The organism is Nonomuraea polychroma (assembly GCF_004011505.1).
Lineage (GTDB): Bacteria > Actinomycetota > Actinomycetes > Streptosporangiales > Streptosporangiaceae > Nonomuraea > Nonomuraea polychroma.
In genome coordinates, this window is record NZ_SAUN01000001.1 from 5,133,343 (window position 1) to 5,151,745 (window position 18,403).

Below are 18,403 nucleotides of genomic sequence, written 5' to 3' on the forward strand. Positions count from 1 at the left end.
GGTGGGGCGGAAGGGCGCGGGCGGTCGCGGTGACGGGTGGAGTTCGAGGTCAGGGCTTGCGGGCCACCGCCCCGAGGAAGGTGTGGTAGGTGATGCCCGGCGTGGCCGCGTCCCCCTCCTCCGGGCGCCACTCCGGGAGCGGCACCAGGCCGGGCTCCACCAACTCGAGGCCGTCGAAGTAGGCGAGCAGCTCGTCGCGGGTGCGCCACCGGCCGGTGCCGAGGTGCTCGTTGAAGACCTTCTCCGCGCCATAGGCCTGCTTCGACACCTCGGGATGGGCCTCGCCCGGGTTGTGGAAGTGGGAGATCACCACGTGGCTGCCCGGGACGAGCGGAGCCACGAACCGGCTCAGGACGCCGCCGGGGTCCTCCTCGTCGGACAGATGGTGCAGAAGACCGAACAGCAGCAGCCCGACCGGCCGGCTGAAGTCGATCAGGGCGCGCGTCTGCGGGTCGCCAAGGATCTTCTCGGGCTCGCGGGCGTCGGCCTCGATGACCGTGGTGGTGGCGTCCGCGGCCAGCAGCGCCTGGCCGTGGACGAGCACGATGGGGTCATGGTCGACGTAGACCACACGCGTGCCGGGAGCGACCGACTGAGCGATCTCGTGCACGTTGCCCTGCGTCGGCAGGCCCGAGCCGATGTCCAGGAACTGCCGGATCCCGGCCTCGCCCACCAGGTAGCGGACGGTGCGCCGGAGGAACTCCCGGTTGGCCTTGGCCGCCTCGGGCGCATCCGGCGCGATCTTCAACGCCATCTCGGCCACGTGGCGGTCCACCGCGTAGTTGTCCTTGCCGCCCAGCATGTAGTCGTAGACACGCGAGACGCTCGGCTTGGTGGTGTCGATCCCTGGGGGCGCGGTTTCCTGCTCGCTCTCGGGCACTGGCGGCTCCTTGCGACGGGTCAGGGGCTACGCTGATGATCTTAGCCGCCCAGTTCGGCGCGGAGGAGCCGCGCGGCGCCGGACATGGCGCGCATCTTGCCCTCGGCCGACCGCCGCGGCAGATACTTCATGCCGCAGTCGGTCGCGATGACGATCCGCTCGGGCGGCACCCGGTCGAACGCCCTGCGCACCCGCCCCGCCACCACCTCGACCGGCTCCACGTCCGGCGTCGAGAGATCGATCACCCCGAGGATGACCGTCTTGTCCTTGAGGTCGGACAACACGCCCAGGTCCAGCCCGGACTGCGCGGTCTCGATCGACACCTGCCGGACCGGGCAGCCGGCCAGCTCCGGCAGGAACGAGTACGCCTCCGGCCGGTCGTGGATGATCGCCGCGTAGCCGAAGCAGATGTGCACCGCCGTCGTGCCGTCCACGCCGTCCAGCGCGGCGTTCAGCGCGGCCAGCCCGTACGCCCGCGCCGCCTCCGGCCGGGCCTGCATGTACGGCTCGTCGATCTGCACGATGTCGGCCCCGGCCGCGAACAGGTCGCGGATCTCGGCGTTGACCGCCGCCGCGTAGTCCATCGCGGCCGCCTCGGCGTCGGGGTAGTGGTCGTTCTGCGCCTGCTGGCTCATCGTGAACGGTCCCGGCACCGTCATCTTGACCGGACGGGCGGTGTGGGCGCGCAGGAACCGCAGGTCGTCCACCTCGACCGGGCGTGGACGGCGGATGGGGCCGACGATACGCGGGACGGGGTTGGGGTGGCCGCTGCGGTCCAGTGCCGTACCCGGATTGTCCAGGTCGACGCCCTCCAGCGCGGCAGCGAAGTGATTGGAGTAGCTCTCACGGGCTCTCCTCCTACCAGCGATCGAGGTGCAGCACGTCGTCGAGCGGCTGGCGGCGCGCCGGCCGGAACGTCTCCCCGGTGTGGTAGGCGGTGGGAATGAGCACACCCTGGCGCACGTCGGCCGGGATGCCGAGCAACTCGGCGATCTCGCTCTCGTAGGCCAGGTGCAGGGTCGTCCAGGCCGTGCCGAGCCCGCGGGCGCGGGCGGCCAGCATGTAACTCCACGCGGCGGGCAGCAGCGAACCCCACAAGCCCGCCTGATTGCCCTCCGGCAGCCGGCCGCCGGGCAGGGCGATGCAGCCGATCACCAGCACGGGCACGTCGCCCATGTGCTCGCCCAGGTAGGCGGAGCTGTCCGACACCCGCCGCTGCGTCGCGGCCCGGACCGGGTCCTCCTGGAACAACGACCCGGCCGACGTGCCCGACTCGAGGTAGGCCCGCAGCGATCGACCGTAGTAGTCGCCGATCGTCTTGCGCAGCTCCGGGTCGGTGACGACGATCCAGTGCCAGCCCTGCCGGTTGCCGCCGGTGGGCGCCTGGAGGGCGGCCTCCAGGCACTCACGGACGAGCTCCATGGGGACGGGCCTGGTCAGATCGAGGCGCTTGCGAACGCTGCGGGTGGTGGTGAGCAGTTCGTCCGGGGCCAAGGGTTTGATCGCCATGCGACCATCATGTCAACCTCAGCCCGCGCCTGGTTCAGCCGTGGCCGAGGACCCGCATGGCCGGCAGGGCCCGGTCGGCGTAGTCGAACAGGGCCTGGTTCTCCCAGCCGTTGCCGGACGAAGGGTCGGCCGGGTCCCAGCCGTTGCCCTTGACGCCGGTCCAGGTGGCCTCCCAGGTGAACAGGCCGAGGCCCAGGCCGTTCGGCACCTGGCGGACGATGTCGGCGACCTTCGCCAGCATCGCCGCCTGGCCCTGCGGGGTGGCCTGGTAACCGGGGTACGGCTCCGGCGACAGGATGATGTTCTCCCAGCCGTCGTCGTCGGCCGTGGTGAACGGGTAGGCGGTCTCGACCACGACGACGGGCTTGCCGTACCGGGTGGCGACGTCGTTGATGTTGGCCTGGAACGCCTCCAGCGTGCCGTGCCAGTACGCGTAGTACGACAACCCGATCACGTCGTACCGGATGCCGTTCGCGTTCGCGTTGTCGAACCACCACCGGTACAGGCCGTTGTCGCCGCCGTTGGCCAGGTGCAGCACGACCTTCGTCGAGGCGGAGACGGCCTTGACCGCGTCGTAGCCGGCGTTCAGCAGGGCGGCTGTGTTGGCCCAGGTGGAGTTGGAGCCGTCCGGCCAGAGCAGGCCGCCGTTGATCTCGTTCCCGACCTGGACCATGTCGGCCGTGGTGCCCTGGCGGCGCAGCGCGTCGAGCACGTCGTACGTGTGGTCGTACAGGGCCTGCTTGAGCTGGTCGAACGGGAGCGCCTCCCACGCGGCGGGCTTGAACTGCTTGCCCGGGTCCGCCCAGGTGTCGGAGTAGTGGAAGTCCACCAGCAGCTTCACGCCCTGGGCCTTGGCCCGCTTGGCGATCGCGAGCACCTGCGTCTTGGTGTTGTAGCCGTCGGCCGGGTTCACCCAGACCTTCAGCCTGATGAAGTTGAGCCCGGCCTGGGACAGGATGCGCACTGCATCGCCCTGGCGGCCGCGGGCGTCGCGGTAGACGCCACCGAAGGCCTCGGATTTGGCGAGGCTCGAGATGTCGGCGCCCCTGATCTGCAGGCGGGCCCCGGCCTGCGCCGGTTGCGCCACGACGACGAGGGCGGCGGCTAACAGCAGTGCGGTGAGGATGCGTTCCATCGGGGTTCTCCCTGGGGTTGGGGGGCTTCCACGACGACCGTGACCGCGCCGGGCGCGACGGTGACCGGCCCGTCGTGGCGTACGCCGTCGAACACGCTCGTGCCGGTCACCCCCTCGACCGTCACGGGCTCGTCGCCGTGGTTGATCAGGAAGGTGTGGGCGCCCCTGCGGACCAGTTCGAGGGTGTCGGGCAGGCCGCGCGGGCGGGAGACGTTCGCATGGTCGAGGACCTGCACGAGGAGGTCGCGCAGGCCGGTGACGGGGGCGGTGGCGAGGTACCAGGCGGTGCCGGCGCCGAGGTCGTGCCGGGTGAAGGCGGGGTGGCCCGCGTCGGGGCCGGCGGCGAAGTCCCGCACGGCCACGGCTCCTGCCGGACGGATGCGCTCCGACCAGATGCGGGCGGTGTCCCCGCCGGTCAACGTCACGGTCTCGGCCGCGCGCAGCGGGTGGAACTCCTCGATCGACAGGCCGAGCAGCTCGCGCAGCGCGCCGGGGTGGGCGCCGGGGTGAATGGTGTCGTGCTCGTCGACGATGCCGGAGAAGTACGACACGAGCAGGTTGCCGCCTGCCTCGACGTACCGGTGGAGGTTCTTGGCGGAGGCCTCCGTGAGGAGGTATGAGCTCGGCGCCACCACCACCCGATATCCCGAAATATCAGCGGAAGGGTGGACGAAGTCCACCGTGACGTGTTCCCGCCACAACGCCTCATAGAAGGCGTCCACCCGCTCCCTGAACGTCAGGTCCACCGACGGCCGCCAGTCCAGCTCCAGCGCCCAGTACGACTCCCAGTCCCAGACGATCGCCACGTCGGCCCGGACCCGGCTGCCCTGCAGATCAGCGAGCTTGCGCAGGTCGCCGCCGAGCCGCACCACCTCGCGCCACTGCTCGGAGTCAGTGCCGGCGTGCGGGACGAGGCCCGAGTGGAACTTCTCGGCCCCGAACCGCGAAGCCCTGAACTGGAAGAACAGCACGCTGTCGGAGCCGCGCGCCACGTGCGCCAGGCTGTTGCGGCGCATCTCCCCCGGCCGCTTGGCGATGTTGCGCGGCTGCCAGTTGACCGCGCCGGCCGAGTGCTCCATCAGCATCCACGGCGCGCCGCCCGCCACCGAACGGGCCAGGTCGGCGGACATGGCCAGGTCGATGTGGTTGTCGGGCCGCTCGGCGGCGAGGTAGTGGTCGTTGGCGATCACGTCGAGCTCACGGGCCCACTGCCACAGGTCTGTGGACTTGCAGTTGACGGTGCCGGCGAAGTTCGTGGTCACCGGGATGCCCGGGGTGAGCTCCCGCAGGATGTCGCGCTGGAGTGCGTAGTGCTCGCGGTGCTGGGCGTCGCTGAAGCGGGCGTAGTCGAGGCGCTGGGCCGGGTTGACGACCGTGTGGTTGAAGCGGGGGGCGTCGATCTGGGACCAGTCGGTGTAGGTCTGGCCCCAGAAGGTGGCGCCCCAGGCATCGTTCAAAGCTGAAATGTCGCGATATGTCGCCCGGAGCCACTCGCGCCAGGCCGCCACGCTGTGCTCGCAGTAACACTCGCCGAGCGGGGCGCCGTACTCGTTGTGCACGTGCCACATGACCACGGCGGGGTGGTCGCGGTAGTGCCCGCCCAGCGCGCGCACCAGGCGCGCGGTCGCCTCACGGAATGCCGGGGCGCTGGAGCAGGCGCTCTGCCGTCCGCCGAAGCCGATCCGCGTGCCCTCCCTGGTGACCGGCAGCACGTCGGGGTGCGCGGCGACGAACCAGGCAGGCGGGGCGGCCGTCGGCGTGGCCAGGTCGACCGCGACCCCGGCGGCGTGCAGCCGGTCGATGACCTCGTCCAGCCACCCGAACTCGAAGCGTCCCTCGGCCGGCTCCATCAGCGCCCACGAGAACATGCCCAGGCTGACCAGGTTGACCCCGGCCTCGCGCATCAGGGCCACGTCCTCTTCGAGGACCTCGCGCGGCCACTGCTCTGGGTTGTAGTCCCCGCCGTAGGCGATGCCAGCAGGACGCTCCGGATACATCCATCCCCCTCGAGAAGCTTCTGTGAACGTGCACAGTAACGCCCGGCCTGCCGTTGAGGGAACAGTGACCCCGAATTTTCCTGCTCGCCTGGAGGTTAACGAGACCGTAACGACCCCTTGACGGGTATTTCCCGACTGTTCCACTCTGTGCACGTTCACAGAACCCCCTACGGAGGTACGCAATGCGCGCCAACCGCCTTGGAGCAGCCCTGGCCGTCGCCCTCACGGCCACCCTCGCAAGCTGTGGGTCGGGCGAGCCCGCTCAAAGCACCGAGGCGGCGCAGAGCCCCACGGCCGCCGCCCAGGGACCGGTCAAGCTCGTCTACTGGAGTTGGGCCCCCAACATGGACAAGATCGTCGACGTCTGGAACAAGGCCCACCCGGACATCCAGGTGACGGTCAGCAAGCAGGCCGGCGGCGACGACGCGGCCGCCAAGTATCTGACCGCGAGCAAGGCCGGCAACCCGCCGGACCTGGTGCAGGCCGAGTACCAGCACCTTCCCTCATTCATCGCGGCCGACGCCGTGGCCGACCTCAAGGCCGAGACCGCCGCGATCAAGGGCGAGTTCTCCGAGGGCCTGTGGAACCTGGTCACGCTCGGCACCGAGGGCGTGTACGGCGTCCCGCAGGACAGCGGCCCGATGATGCTCTTCTACCGCCAGGACCTGTTCGACAAGTACGGCATCGAGGTGCCGAAGACCTGGCAGGAGTACGCCGACGCGGCCCGCACGGTGCGCAAGAAGGACCCCAAGGCCTACCTCGGCACCTTCTCCAGCAAGGACCCGGGAGCCTTCACCGGGCTCGCCCAGCAGGCCGGCGCGCAGTGGTGGTCGATCAGCGGCGAGTCGTGGAAGGTCAACATCGCCGACGAGCCCACCAAGAAGGTCGCCGACTACTGGGGCGGCCTGGTCAAGGAGGGCGCCATTGACGACATGCCGTACTTCACCCCCGAGTGGAACAAGGCGCTCAACGACGGCAAGCTGCTGAGCTGGCCGTCGGCAGTGTGGGCGCCGGGCGTGCTGTCGACCAACGCGCCCAAGGCCAAGGGCAAGTGGGCCGTCGCGCCGCTGCCGCAGTGGAACGCCGGCGAGAGCTTCAGCGGCTTCTGGGGCGGCTCGTCCGTGGCCGTGTCGGCCAAGACCCCGAACAAGGCCGCCGCCGCGCAGTTCGCCACCTGGCTCAACACCGACCCGGCCGCCCTGGAGCTGCTGGTCAAGGAGGCCGCGATCTACCCGGCCTCGACCAAGGCCCAGTCGGCGCTCGGCACGGCGCCTGAGTACTTCTCCAACCAGCCCGATTTCTGGCAGCAGGCTGCCGCCGTGTCCACCGGGGCGCGCGGCTTCACCTTCGGGCCGAACGTCGGCGTGACGTACAACACCTTCAAGGACGCCTTCGACAAGGCGGTGCAGAACAAGTCGCCGTTCTCCGACGCCATTCAGACCATGCAGGACGCCACCGTCGCCGACATGCGCAAGTCCGGCTTCCAGATCGCGTCATGAAGCGTTCGGCTCCCTACCTGTTCCTGACCCCGGCGATCGTCCTGTTCACGCTCTTCCTGGCCGTGCCCATCGGCTACACCGTCTACCTGGCGATGCTCAGGACCAAGGTGTCGGGGCTCGGCCTGGGGAAGGGCTCGCGGCGCGAGGTGTTCGTCGGGTTCGACAACTTCGCCGCCGCGATCGCGGACGCGGAGCTCTGGAACGGGTGGCTGCGGGTGCTCGGCTACGGCACGCTCGTGCTGGTCGTGATGCTCGGGCTGGCGTTGTTGTTCGCGTTGCTGCTGGACTCGGCACGGGTGCGGCTGGCGCGGTTCTCCCGGATCGCGATCTTCCTGCCGTACGCCGTGCCGGGGGTGGCGGCCACCCTGCTGTGGGGGTTCCTCTACCTGCCCTCGCTCAGCCCGATCAGGGAGATCCTGGACATCGACTTCCTGGGCGCCTCCACCGTCACGTACTCCATGGCGAACGTGGCGGTGTGGGGTGGGGTCGGTTTCAACATGCTCGTGCTCTACACCACGCTCCGGGCGATCCCGCGCGACCTGTACGAGGCCGCGCGGCTCGACGGCGCCTCCGAGTTCCAGATCGCGATCCGGGTCAAGATCCCGATCCTGGTCCCCGCGATCATCCTGACCACCGTGTTCTCGATCATCGCCACGATCCAGGTGTTCACCGAACCGACGACCCTGCGGCCGCTGACCAACACGATCAGCTCCACGTGGAGCCCGCTCATGAAGGTCTACCGCGACGCGTTCGTCACCGGCGACCTGTACTCGGCCGCCGCCACGTCGATCGTCATCGCGGGGATCTCGCTGGTCCTGTCGTTCGGGTTCCTGCGCGTGGTCCGCAACCGCGCCTTCGGGGAGGGCTGATGACCGCAATCTCGCATCGCAGGCCACGCGGCAAGGCGGCGTTCGGCGGGCTGGCGCCGACGGCGCTGCTGCTGATCGGCGCGATCTACTGCCTGTTCCCGGTGTTCTGGGTGCTGATCGCGGCCACCAAGTCGCCTGCCGAGCTGTTCAGCACCGGGACGCTGGCCTTCGGCACCGGCTTCCTCGACAACGTGACGCAGCTGTTCGCCTACCGCGACGGGGTGTTCTGGTTGTGGGCGGCCAACACGCTGATCTACGCGGGCGGCGGCGCGCTGCTGTCCACCGCGGTCTCGGCGGTGTCGGGGTACGCCCTGGCCAAGTACCGTTTCCCCGGCAGGAACCTGATCTTCAACCTGCTCATCGGCGGCATCCTGGTCCCGGCCGTGGTGCTGGCGATCCCGCAGTACCTGCTGTTCTCCAAGATCGGCCTGGCCGACAGCTACTGGGCCGTCCTGCTGCCGCAGATCCTGCACCCGTACAGCATCTACCTGGCCCGCATCTACGCCGCCGCGGCCATCCCCGACTCCTTGCTGGAGGCGGGGCGGATCGACGGGGCCACGGAATGGCGCCTGATGTCGCGGGTGGCGATGCCGCTGATGGTGCCCGGCATGGTGACGATATTCCTGTTCCAGTTCGTGGCGATCTGGAACAACTTCCTGCTGCCGTTCATCATGCTGGGCGACGACGGCAAGTTCCCGCTCACGGTCGGCCTGTTCACGTTGCTGCAGTCGGGGGCGAACCAGCCGTCGCTGTACAACCTCATCCTGACCGGGGCGTTCCTGTCGCTGGTCCCGTTGATCGCGCTCTTCCTCACGATGCAGCGATACTGGAGGACCGACCTGTCCTCCGGAGCCGTTAAATGAAGCGCCCTACGATCCATGATGTCGCCGCCGCCGCGGGCGTGTCCCGCGGCACGGTGTCTCGCCTGCTCAACGGGGACAAGTACGTGAGCCCGGCGGCGCGCGTGGCCATCGAGCGGGCCATCTCGGAGACCGGCTACGTCGTCAACCGGGCCGCCCGCAGCCTGGTCACGCAGCGGACCGGGTCGGTGGCGATGGTGTTGTCGGAGCCGCACCAGAAGCTCTTCGAGGACCCCAACTACAGCACGCTCATCCGGGTCGCCATCAGGATGCTGGCCGAGCGGGACATGTCGCTGGTGATGATGCTGGCCGGCGACGAGGGCGACCGCGAGCGGGTGGTCCGCTACGTACGCGGCGGCCATGCCGACGGCGTGCTGCTCGTCTCGACGCACGCCGGCGACCCCCTGGTCGAGGCGCTCACCTCTGGGCCACCCGCCGTCTCCTGCGGCGCCGTCATCGGCCACGAGAACGTCATCCCGTACGCGGCCGCCGACGAGCGGCTCGGCGCCCGCCAGATGACGGAGTATTTCGTCAGCCAGGGCCGCAAACGCATCGCCATGATCACCGGCCCCATGGACACCCCCGGCGGCATCCAGCGCCTCGAGGGCTTCGCCGAGGTGCTCGGCCGCAAGGCGACCACGAAGCTGATCGCGCACGGCGACTGGACGCAGGCCAGCGGCGAGCGGGCGATGACGGGGCTGCTGGAGCGCGCCCCCGACATCGACGCGGTCTTCGTCGCCTCGGACCTGATGGCGGCCGGCGCGCTGGCCGCCCTGCGGGCAGCGGGGCGGCGGGTGCCGGACGACGTGGCGGTCGGCGGCTTCGACGACTCGTCCGTGGCGCTCTCGACGCATCCGCCCCTGACCACGATCAGGCAGCCACTGGCCGACATGGCACAGGAAACCATCCGCTTGCTCTTCGCGCTCCTGGACGGAGCGAAACACGTCGACCCCGTGATACTGCCGACCGAATTGGTGATCAGAGATTCGGCTTGACCTTCATGGGACCCCTGTGGCCCATCCCCGAAAGACGCCCATTTTTCAGGACTCGGCGAAGTAAGATCACACAAATCCACATTGACCCATGAGGAGCCGTCCGTGGACGACCGCGAGCACGCGCGCGCACCACAGGGAATCGACACGACCAAGCCCAGCGTGGCCCGCGTGTACGACTTCATGCTCGGCGGCAAGGACAACTACGAGATCGACCGCCAGGTGGCGCGCCGGGTGCTGGAAGTGGCCCCGGACGGACCCGAGGCCGCCCGGGCCAACCGGGAGTTCCTCGCCCGCGTGGTCCGCTACCTGGCGGGCGAGGCCGGCATCCGCCAGTTTTTGGACCTCGGCTCGGGCTTGCCGACACAAGGCAACGTCCACGAAATCGCCCAGTCCGTCACCACCCACCCGCACGTCGTCTACGTGGACCACGACCCGATCGTGTTGATCCACGGCCGCGCCCTCCTGGCCGTCGACGACACCACCACGGTGGTCGAGGCGGAGCTCACAGACCCCGAGGCGATCCTCGCCCACCCGGACGTGAAGCGCCTGATCGACTTCACCGAACCGGTGGCCCTGCTGATGTTCGCCATCCTGCACCACCTGGCCGACGACGAGGACCCGGGCGGAATCACCCGGCGCATCATGAACCACCTGGCCCCCGGCAGCTACCTGGCTGTGTCCCACTTCCACAACCCGGGTGAGGCGATGCCCGAGGTGTCCGAGCAGGCGTACTCCGCGGAGAAGATCTTCAATGAGTCGCTGGGGACGGGGCGGTGGCGGACGCGCGAGGAGATCCTCGCGTACTTCGACGGACTTGAATTGGTGGAGCCGGGATTGGTGCCGCTGCCCGAGTGGCGCCCGGACGCCGACGATCGAGCCGAGCCCGGAATCACGTACCACACGTTCGTGGGGGCAGTGGCGCGCAAGCCGCGCTAGCGACCCGGCCCACGCCTCACCCGGGGGCTGCGGCGGCTCGCTGTGAGCCTCTGAGAGGGCACATGCATGGCTCCCTCAGCCTCCGTGTCGTCCTCCCTCAGGTTCTTGACAAGATCATCGTGGAACCGCGCCTGCGCCGGCCCTGCCGAGCTCCTCGACGGTTTTCGCGGGCTCGACTCGCCTCGTGCCCGCCAGAACGAGGTCAGAGCAGATCTGGCCCAGTTCGGCGTGATTCACCACGTGACCACAGACATTGAAATGTGATCCTTCCGGGTCGCATCGTTCCGCGGCGCCGTCCGCTCCGTGCTCAGTATCGTGTCACAATCGCGACGTGGCAGAAATCGACGAGGCAGAGTCGGGGCTGGCAGGTGATCTGAAGCTGTGGTTGAGCGAGCCCGCCAACGCCGATCGCCTCCGCGAGGTGGGCGAGCGACTGGCCCGGTTCTCAGGGGTTCTTCTCTCCGCCGAGGAATTCTGGGGACCGTACCGGTGGATCGATGACGTGGTACCGGATGAGGCGCACGAGGTACGCCCGGATACGATCGCATTCCATGGCGTCCTGATCTGGGGTGAGGGACGAGGACAATGGGTGGAACCTATCGCGGGTACGATCCAACTCACTGCCGATCACCACGGGATCGCCGCCTACGAACTTCTGATCGGTGACAGGAGTCTCGGTCTGAAGAGCGTCAAGTATGGGGCCAAGCGTCCCCGCGGCTGGCCCCATGCTGTGGATTGGCTGGTGGAGCTCAGACGGTCTCGTTGAGCGGGGGCGATACCGTCAGACTCCGAACGCGGCCCTCATCTCATATCGCGTAGCCGCCGCTCGATCTGGCGCAGCAGGTTCCGTTCTTCATTGATCCTCCTGCGGTGCGGCCCGTCTTCTCCCATACGAGCCTGCTCATCCTTCCGGAACTTTATGCTCTTCCTGAGATCCTCCGCCAGTTCTTCTAACTCCTCCCTCGCCCATTCCTTCGGCACATACTTCGGCAGATCGCCGTGGACTTTTCCGGTCCCGTCCAGGCGCGGAAGCTCAGGGCCGCAATTATGGACCAGAACGTCACCGGCACCGGCCGCGACATGATAGGTATGCGCTCCAGAAACGGTGAGATTGTGGACCTGCTGGCTGGAGGTCGTCCACTTCGCGACCGACTTGACCTGCACGTACGTTCCGGCGCTGGTCTGCAGCCACGCTCCGGCCTGCAATCTGGTCGCGGGCACCCAGTCCTGCAGGGTTGGGACCCAGAATGGGTGGTGATCCGTGGCGATGATCACACCGGTGTCGACGTTGATCTGGACGAGATTCTTGGCGCCCTTGCTCGAGATCAAGGCGATGACGGTCTTGGCCTCTAATTTGCCCGTGACCGGATCAGTGGACTGGACCTTGTCACCGACTTGTATGTCTTCAATGGGTTTCTTGGATCCGTCGCCCATCACGACAAGGGTTCCCGGCACGAAACTGCTGGGCTTGGCACAGGCTTCGTAAGCTCTCTGTGCCGCCTCCCTCGCCTTTTCCGCCACCTTCAACTTGTCCTTGGCCGCGAGCCAGTTCTTGAAGGCGCTGATGGCATCCCCAGCGTGTTTCCAGACGGCCTTGCCGAGCTCGTATGCCTTCTTCCATTTCCACGGCAGCGCGTATTTCGCGGCGAGTTTGCCCGCCAGGCCGCCGGCGAGTGAGCCGAGGATATTGAGTGCGGTTTCACCGCACGCGCCCATATCGCCGGTGGTGAAGCACTTGATTCCGGCGGTAATGCCGAGCTCGTCTGCGGCGATTTTCGCGATGGCCAGGATCGCGTTCAACAGGAGCTTGAGCTGGCGATCCACCTCAGCCTGGGCCGCCTTGGCGCTGGCTTCGGCCTGCTGCTTGCGCTTGAGCTTGCACGCCGTGCTCTTGGGCTTGGCGCAGGGGTCGGCCGGCCGGGCATCATCGATCACCTTCAGGCCGCTCGGGTCGGAGGCGCCGATGGGGTTGTTGCCTGCGTAGGAGTAGGGGTTGGTCCACTGCGGTTTGGACAGGTCCAGCAGCGGGTCCGTGGAGATGAACTTGGCGATGGCCGGGTCGTAGTAGCGCGCCGACAGGTAGTCGAGTCCCGTGGAGGCGTCTTCGGTCTTGCCGAGGAAGCCATGGTCGGTGAAGGGCAGGTCGTCGTTGCCGCGGCGCTGGCCGAATGGGAGGTAGCGTTCGCGGGAGATCTGGCCGGTGGCGTCGTCAATGGCGAGCTGGGTGGAGCCGTGCAGCCCGGAGGCCATCCATTTCAGGCTGGTGCCGGTGCGCATGGCGACGACCGCACCGTCGGGTCCGGTGTAGTAGCGAGTGGCCTTGACCCCAGCCGCGGTGGCCTGGACTTCCATGGAGCCCAGATAGAGGGTGGCGGTGCCATCGGGGTCGCGGCGGATGAGTCGTTCGCCGTCGGCGTCGTAGACCATGGAGGTCTCTTGACCATTGACGACGGCCTTGTCCATCTGGCCGAGGGCGTTCCAGGTGAAGGTGGCTTGTTTGTTGTCGACAGTGCGGGCGACCAGTTGGCCGGCGTTGTCGTAACCGTACGTGTCGGTGCGGCCGGGCCTGCTGATGGAGGTGACAGCGTTCGGCCGGACGGCAGAGGCGCCGGCGGCCGGGTAGGTGTAGGTGGCGGTGGCTCCGTTGTCCGTGACACTGGCCAGGTTGCCAACCGGATCATAAGTGAACGACTGCCTGTAGGGGTCGACGCCCTGGCCGTCGGCACCTGCCGTGCAGGAAGCGCCGGTGGTGGTGTAGGCGCTGCTCAACCGGGACAGTCCGTCGTAGGTGAAGCACTCCGACTGGCCGGGGCTGGCACCGGCCGCGGAAGCGGCGTCCAGAATGCGGGTGATCTCACCAGCCGGGTTGTAGGTGAGCTGGTCGTCCTGTGCCACCTGGGCGCCTGCCGTAGTGGTCAGGCGGTTGAGCCAGCCCGTGCCCTCATCCCAGGTAAAGGTGCGTTTGACCTGTGCGTTGGCGCCATAGGAGCGCTCGTTGAGCCGAGCGGTGGCCGAGTAGGCGGTGTTCTTGATGTAGGTGGTGCCACCGCCGTAGTTTGAGGTCAGGCCCTGGGCTAAGCCGAGCTCGGTGTAGGTCAGGGTGAGCGTTTCAGCAGCGAGATCGCCCTTGCCGGGTAGACCCTGTTCGATCATGTTGCCGGCGTTGTCGTATTTCGTGGTGAAGGCGTACTCGCCGGCTAATGCGCCTTCGGTAGCGGGGATAGTCAGTTTGGTCTCGGTGGCCCGGTAGGCGTTGTCGTAAGCGATGACCGTATCGGTGTAGGCGTTGCCACCGACGTAGCGGATGGAGGCCGCCAGGTAGCCCTTGGCCACGCCGTCGTAGGTCCATTCGGCCAGCTTGGTGCCGGTCTGCGGCTCGCCGGACCACTGGCTGGTACGCCGCCCAAGCTCGTCGTAGAGGTTGGAGACCTTGGCACCGTTGCCGTCGACGCCCCACACCTGTCGACCGGCAGCGTCATAGCCATAGGTCGCCGAGCCTGCGTCGGGGTCGGTGGCGGCGGTGCGGCGGCCGAGCCAGTCGTAGGTGTAGGTACGGACGTTGCCGTTCGCATCGGTGATCTTGGTGAGGTTGCCGGCGGCGTTGTAGCCGTAGGTTGTGTCGTGGTGGGTGGAGGCGTCCTTCCACTCCTCGGTCTTGACGGTGCGGTCGTAGACATCGGAGACGGTGACGGTCTTGCCGCCGACCGGCGGCGTCACTTCGACGCGGTCCAGGCCCGGGTAGGCGGTGGTGGTCCGCCGATATTCGGTGGACTTGTGGTGGTCGATGGCCGCGGTCGGGCGTTCCATGCTGTCATAGACCTTCTTGGTCCACGACGGCAGCGTGGTCAGGGCCGGGTTGAGCAGGCCACTGCCGGGCGCGTCGCCGTTGTGCGCAGGCTGAGAGGTGGCGGCGATCAGACCGCGGGCGTCGTAGGTGGTGACGGTAACGATCCGCCCACCGGATGGGGAGGCGGTCTGCTCCTCCCGGCTTCGGCCGAGGCCGTCGTCGTAGCTGTAGGAGGTGAGGTAGGTGGTGCCGCGCAGCAGGCGGCGCATGGTGGTCTTTGCCGGGGCGGTGGGCTGGCCGAGGTTGCCGTCGAAGGGGATGTCGTAGGCGACTGTCGCCGTCGGGGTGCCGGCGCTGCGGGGTTGGTCGGGTTCCCACAGGGTGGTGGCGCGGCCGAGCGCGTCGTAGTCGATCTCGGTGGTCTTGTTGTTGGCGTCGATCAGCTTGGCAGGCAGGCCGTTGCGGTGGGAGGAGAAGGTGGTGACGGTGTGGCCGAGCGGATTCCTCACCGCGACGCCTTGATGGGGCCAGCCGACGGTTGGGGTGTAGGTGGTGGTGGTGACCTTGCCCATCGCGTCGGTGGCGGTCAGCGGCCGGCCGTAGTCGTCGAAGGTGTTCTTCGTGACCGAGATGGTGGTGGCGCTGGCGTAGGAGCGGGTTTCGGTGATGTTGCCGTCGCTGGGGGTGTTGGTGGCCGGGTCGGTGCCGCCGTCATACAAGGTGACGGTCTTGCCGATGAGCGTTCCGGTGGTGCAGCTGTCGCCGGCGCGTTTCTCGACGACGGACGGCAGGCTGGTGATGCCGTTGGCCGGGTTGCGGGCGTAGGTGGTGTTGGTGCAGGTGTTGTCGGTGCTGATGGAGGTGTCGCCGTAGTCGTTGACCGTGGTTGGCTGGCCGTCGCTGTTGTAGGCGGTGCGCTGGTCGCTCCATCGCCAGGTGCCGCCGGTGACCTGCTCGCGGGTGCGTTCTCGGGTGCGGTGCACGAATGCGGGGTCGAGGATGCCGGGGCCGGTGCCGGTCGAGGCGACTTGGTATTCGTAGCGGGTGGACTCGGCCTCGGTGTAGGCGCGCGGGTCGGTGGCCGTCAGCTTCCAGGTCTGCTCCTGTAACAGCTGACCTTGCAGGGCGCGCGAGTCGGCGACGGTGTTGCCTTCGAAGTCGGTGATGGTGGCGTCGATGCCGCGGTAGAAGGTGTCGGAGGTGACGGTGTAGCCGTTCGGGTCGTTGCCGGAGCCGCGGATGGTGCGCACCGTCTGGTAGCCGCGCCAGTCGCTGGCGGCCGGCGCCCAGTCCGGCTGCGCGTACTCGACCCGGTTCACCCACAGCGGGCTGCCGACGTAGTCGTAGCTGGTGACCATGTCCGGCGAGCCGCCGACCAGGTCCCGCTCGACCACCTTCATCGCCAGTTGCTTGTAGAAGCGGGCCCAGCTCTCATACCCCGTCTCGGGGTTGTAGTCGTAGTCGACCTTGTAGCAGTCGCCGACCTGGTCGGCGAAGTAGTTGCTGCCGTCGCGGCCCTTGGCGCCGCCGCAGGGGTCGGCCTGGCCGTAGGTGACCTCGATCCGGCCGCCCATGCCGTTGCCGATCCCGGCCACTCGCGGCACCATCCGCCAGGACAGGAAGTCGGTCCAGTCCGACCAGTTGTCGTAGTCCATCCGCCCGGCCACCATCGCGGCGTCGAAGTCGACCGGCGGCAGCTTGGCCGGCGTGCTCCCGGCCAAGCCGGTCTGCTGCACGCTGTCCAGCCACAACACCGGGTCATAGGCCGGGCCGAAGTCGGTGCGGGTGTAGATCCACTGATGGCGGAAGTCCAGTCGAGTGCTCGGCTCCCACGCCCCCGAGCTCGGGTTGCGCGATTCGGTCAGGACCGAGTCCAGCTTGCGGGTGGAGTAGAAGGCGATCGCGTCGTTGGTGGCGCACGTCGGGCCGCAGGTCAGGTCGCTCGGCACGTCCAGCCCGCCGCGGTCGGAGGTGGTGAACGTCATCCGCGCCGTCGGCGTACTCCCCGCAACCTGGGTGTTGTGACCGTAGCTGATCTGCTTGAGGAAGCCGCCCCGGTCGTACGGCAGCACCTTGTAGGTCTCGTAGTCGCAGCCGGGCATGCAGAAGTAGTTGGTCTCCCGCTCGTAGGTGTAGTCGATGACGTTCTCGTTGGCATCGATCGACTGGTCCAGGTTCCACCGCCACACTCCGGCGCAGGTGGGCGGGATGGCGTCGTTGAAGTACCGGTCCGAGCACGGCTCGCCCCGCTGGTTACCGATGTACTGCAACTGCCACTGGGCGTCCTTGGTGTAGCCGAAGCGATGCACCTGCCCGTCGGAGGAGGTGACCTTCCAGTACTCCAGGCCGTCCGCGCCCCCGGTGAGCTGCTCGATCTTCCAGCCGAAGTCCGGCACCGTCTTCCACAACCCGGACGCGCGGTCCTTGACGATCGAGGCCGACCGGCCTGCCAGGTTCAGCACCAGCTCCGACTGCGTGTAGTCCTTGGTGACGTCGGTGGCGTTCTCGTCCGGGGACTCCCAGCACACCGCATGACCCCAGGTGGCGTTCTCGTCGGCGTACCAGATCAGCGCCGCGGTCTCCGGGTCGTACTCGTTCCACGCCGTGCATCGGCGGTACTTGCGCTCGATGAACCCGCTCGACAGGCTCCACCCGATGCCGACCACACCCGACTGGTTATTGGTCCAGTGGCCCTGGCCGTCCACGGAGGAGGCGTCGTACTGCAACGACAGGTTCGGCCCGTTACCCACCGGCGACGGCGCCTCCGGAAGCGGATAGTCATAGGAGAACCCGCCACCCGACGTACCCGCCTGCCACGTACCCGACGGCTTCAGATCCGTGGCGCCGAAGTTGCCGTCCGGACCGGTCATCCCCGCCGCGAGCAGGTAGACGGAGCCGGACGTGAACGCCTGCGCAGCCAACGTGTCCGCCTTGGCGTCCTTGCCGGTCTGGCTCTTGGGCAACGACAGCGCCGCCGCCTTGCCGTTTGCCGGATCGATGTCGATCTCCGCGGTCAGCGTGCCCTTCTTGACGTCGTTGTGGGCCTTTACCGGCTGTGGCCGCACCACGCAATCCCGCGGCCGAGGACTGGTCAGGGCGCATGCCGGGAGCCTCAGCAACTGCAGCCGGGTGGCGAAGTTGCCGCCGTGGGCGTCCCGGAAGCCCGCATACGAAAACTCCGCGCGCACCTTGCCGGGAGAGTCACCCGAGAGCCGCGCGGCAATGCCCACCCCGCCCAGCCTGGCCGCCGTCTCCACCGGCAGAGTCTCCACCTTCACCTTGCCCTCAGCCGCGGCGTCCTTGACCGCGGCGACCCGGACCGGCAGTTCACCCGCCGCGACCAGCTTGTGGTCGGCAGGCGGATCCACCACCGCCGTCCCGGGCTTCGGCCACACCGGATCCCTACGTTCGGCCTTCGGCTGAGACCCCTCCGCGCCCTTGGCCACCTTCGCCTTAGAGACCGGCCGGCCCTCCACCGACGTCTCCGGATCCGGCGCGGATACCGACGCGGCAGCCGGACCGACAAGATTGTCCGGCACTCCCAACCCGGAGATCAACACCGCCATCGCCACCGCGATGGCCAGCACCATCAGCCGCATCCGCCGCCGCCAGACCCGCATGTCGCCACCTCTCCAGGCACGCTGACGCAGGCCCCGGGAAGGGGCCTCACACACATAAGGGCTTGCTAAAGACGATCAGCTTGGATGCTGATCGACGATCACGCGGCGGTCAATGCCCAGACTTCGTGGCAGATGTTACGGAATGCCGCTTTCACGATTCACTCTGATGTCCACGGCAGGTCAATCTGCTTGTGGAATTGGGTCTTACCCGTAAGCAGGACAGCGTGATTTACATCACATCACTGACATAGGTGCCATTCGGCACAATTCACAGGTATAGATCGATCATCCTCGGAGTGGTTGACCATTTAGGACG

General features: G+C 67.9%; 12 protein-coding genes. 6 read left to right on the forward strand and 6 right to left on the reverse strand.

Annotated elements, in window-relative coordinates; genetic code table 11:
* Nucleotides 1-49 precede the first annotated feature (49 nt).
* From EDD27_RS23450 to EDD27_RS23470, 5 genes are read right to left on the reverse strand one after another with little or no spacing between them, the layout of a single operon-like run.
* Complete coding sequence (locus tag EDD27_RS23450; protein WP_127934284.1) at nt 50-880, reverse strand: SAM-dependent methyltransferase; 831 nt, start codon at nt 878-880, stop codon at nt 50-52.
* A gap of 41 nt (nt 881-921) precedes the next feature.
* Nucleotides 922-1,833, reverse strand: a complete 912-nt coding sequence (locus EDD27_RS23455; protein WP_206641617.1) for a uroporphyrinogen decarboxylase family protein — start codon at nt 1,831-1,833, stop codon at nt 922-924.
* Nucleotides 1,739-2,389 (reverse strand): nitroreductase family protein, encoded by a 651-nt coding sequence (locus EDD27_RS23460; RefSeq protein ID WP_127934285.1) that lies wholly within the window; start codon nt 2,387-2,389, stop codon nt 1,739-1,741. The genes EDD27_RS23455 and EDD27_RS23460 overlap by 95 nt, the downstream gene beginning before the upstream one ends.
* A 34-nt stretch (nt 2,390-2,423) precedes the next feature.
* Entirely contained in the window at nt 2,424-3,524 is a 1,101-nt protein-coding gene (locus EDD27_RS23465) for a glycoside hydrolase family 53 protein (protein ID WP_127934286.1), read from the reverse strand.
* Nucleotides 3,494-5,521, reverse strand: a complete 2,028-nt coding sequence (locus EDD27_RS23470; protein WP_127934287.1) for a beta-galactosidase — start codon at nt 5,519-5,521, stop codon at nt 3,494-3,496. Before EDD27_RS23470 ends, EDD27_RS23465 begins: the two co-directional genes overlap by 31 nt.
* A gap of 182 nt (nt 5,522-5,703) precedes the next feature.
* Between EDD27_RS23470 and EDD27_RS23475 the strand changes: the two genes are divergently transcribed.
* The 6 genes from EDD27_RS23475 to EDD27_RS23500 all read left to right on the forward strand — a co-directional run bounded on the left by EDD27_RS23475 (nt 5,704) and on the right by EDD27_RS23500 (nt 11,446).
* Nucleotides 5,704-7,020: an ABC transporter substrate-binding protein gene (locus EDD27_RS23475; RefSeq protein ID WP_127934288.1), complete on the forward strand. Its 1,317-nt coding sequence runs from the start codon at nt 5,704-5,706 to the stop codon at nt 7,018-7,020.
* Nucleotides 7,017-7,889 carry a carbohydrate ABC transporter permease gene (locus tag EDD27_RS23480; protein WP_127934289.1) on the forward strand — a complete coding sequence of 291 codons (873 nt, stop codon included), beginning with the start codon at nt 7,017-7,019 and terminating at the stop codon, nt 7,887-7,889. The genes EDD27_RS23475 and EDD27_RS23480 overlap by 4 nt, the downstream gene beginning before the upstream one ends.
* Complete coding sequence (locus EDD27_RS23485; RefSeq protein ID WP_127934290.1) at nt 7,889-8,752, forward strand: carbohydrate ABC transporter permease; 864 nt, start codon at nt 7,889-7,891, stop codon at nt 8,750-8,752. The genes EDD27_RS23480 and EDD27_RS23485 overlap by 1 nt, the downstream gene beginning before the upstream one ends.
* Nucleotides 8,749-9,744, forward strand: a complete 996-nt coding sequence (locus EDD27_RS23490; RefSeq protein WP_127934291.1) for a LacI family DNA-binding transcriptional regulator — start codon at nt 8,749-8,751, stop codon at nt 9,742-9,744. Before EDD27_RS23485 ends, EDD27_RS23490 begins: the two co-directional genes overlap by 4 nt.
* Nucleotides 9,745-9,846: 102 nt before the next feature.
* Nucleotides 9,847-10,680 (forward strand): SAM-dependent methyltransferase, encoded by an 834-nt coding sequence (locus EDD27_RS23495; protein WP_127934292.1) that lies wholly within the window; start codon nt 9,847-9,849, stop codon nt 10,678-10,680.
* A gap of 331 nt (nt 10,681-11,011) precedes the next feature.
* On the forward strand, nt 11,012-11,446 hold the full coding sequence (locus EDD27_RS23500) for a hypothetical protein (protein ID WP_127934293.1): 435 nt from the start codon (nt 11,012-11,014) through the stop codon (nt 11,444-11,446).
* Nucleotides 11,447-11,481: 35 nt separating this feature from the next.
* On the opposite strand, the gene EDD27_RS57900 is transcribed toward EDD27_RS23500, so the two are convergent.
* Nucleotides 11,482-18,087 carry an RHS repeat-associated core domain-containing protein gene (locus tag EDD27_RS57900; RefSeq protein WP_127934294.1) on the reverse strand — a complete coding sequence of 2,202 codons (6,606 nt, stop codon included), beginning with the start codon at nt 18,085-18,087 and terminating at the stop codon, nt 11,482-11,484.
* Nucleotides 18,088-18,403: the final 316 nt, after the last annotated feature.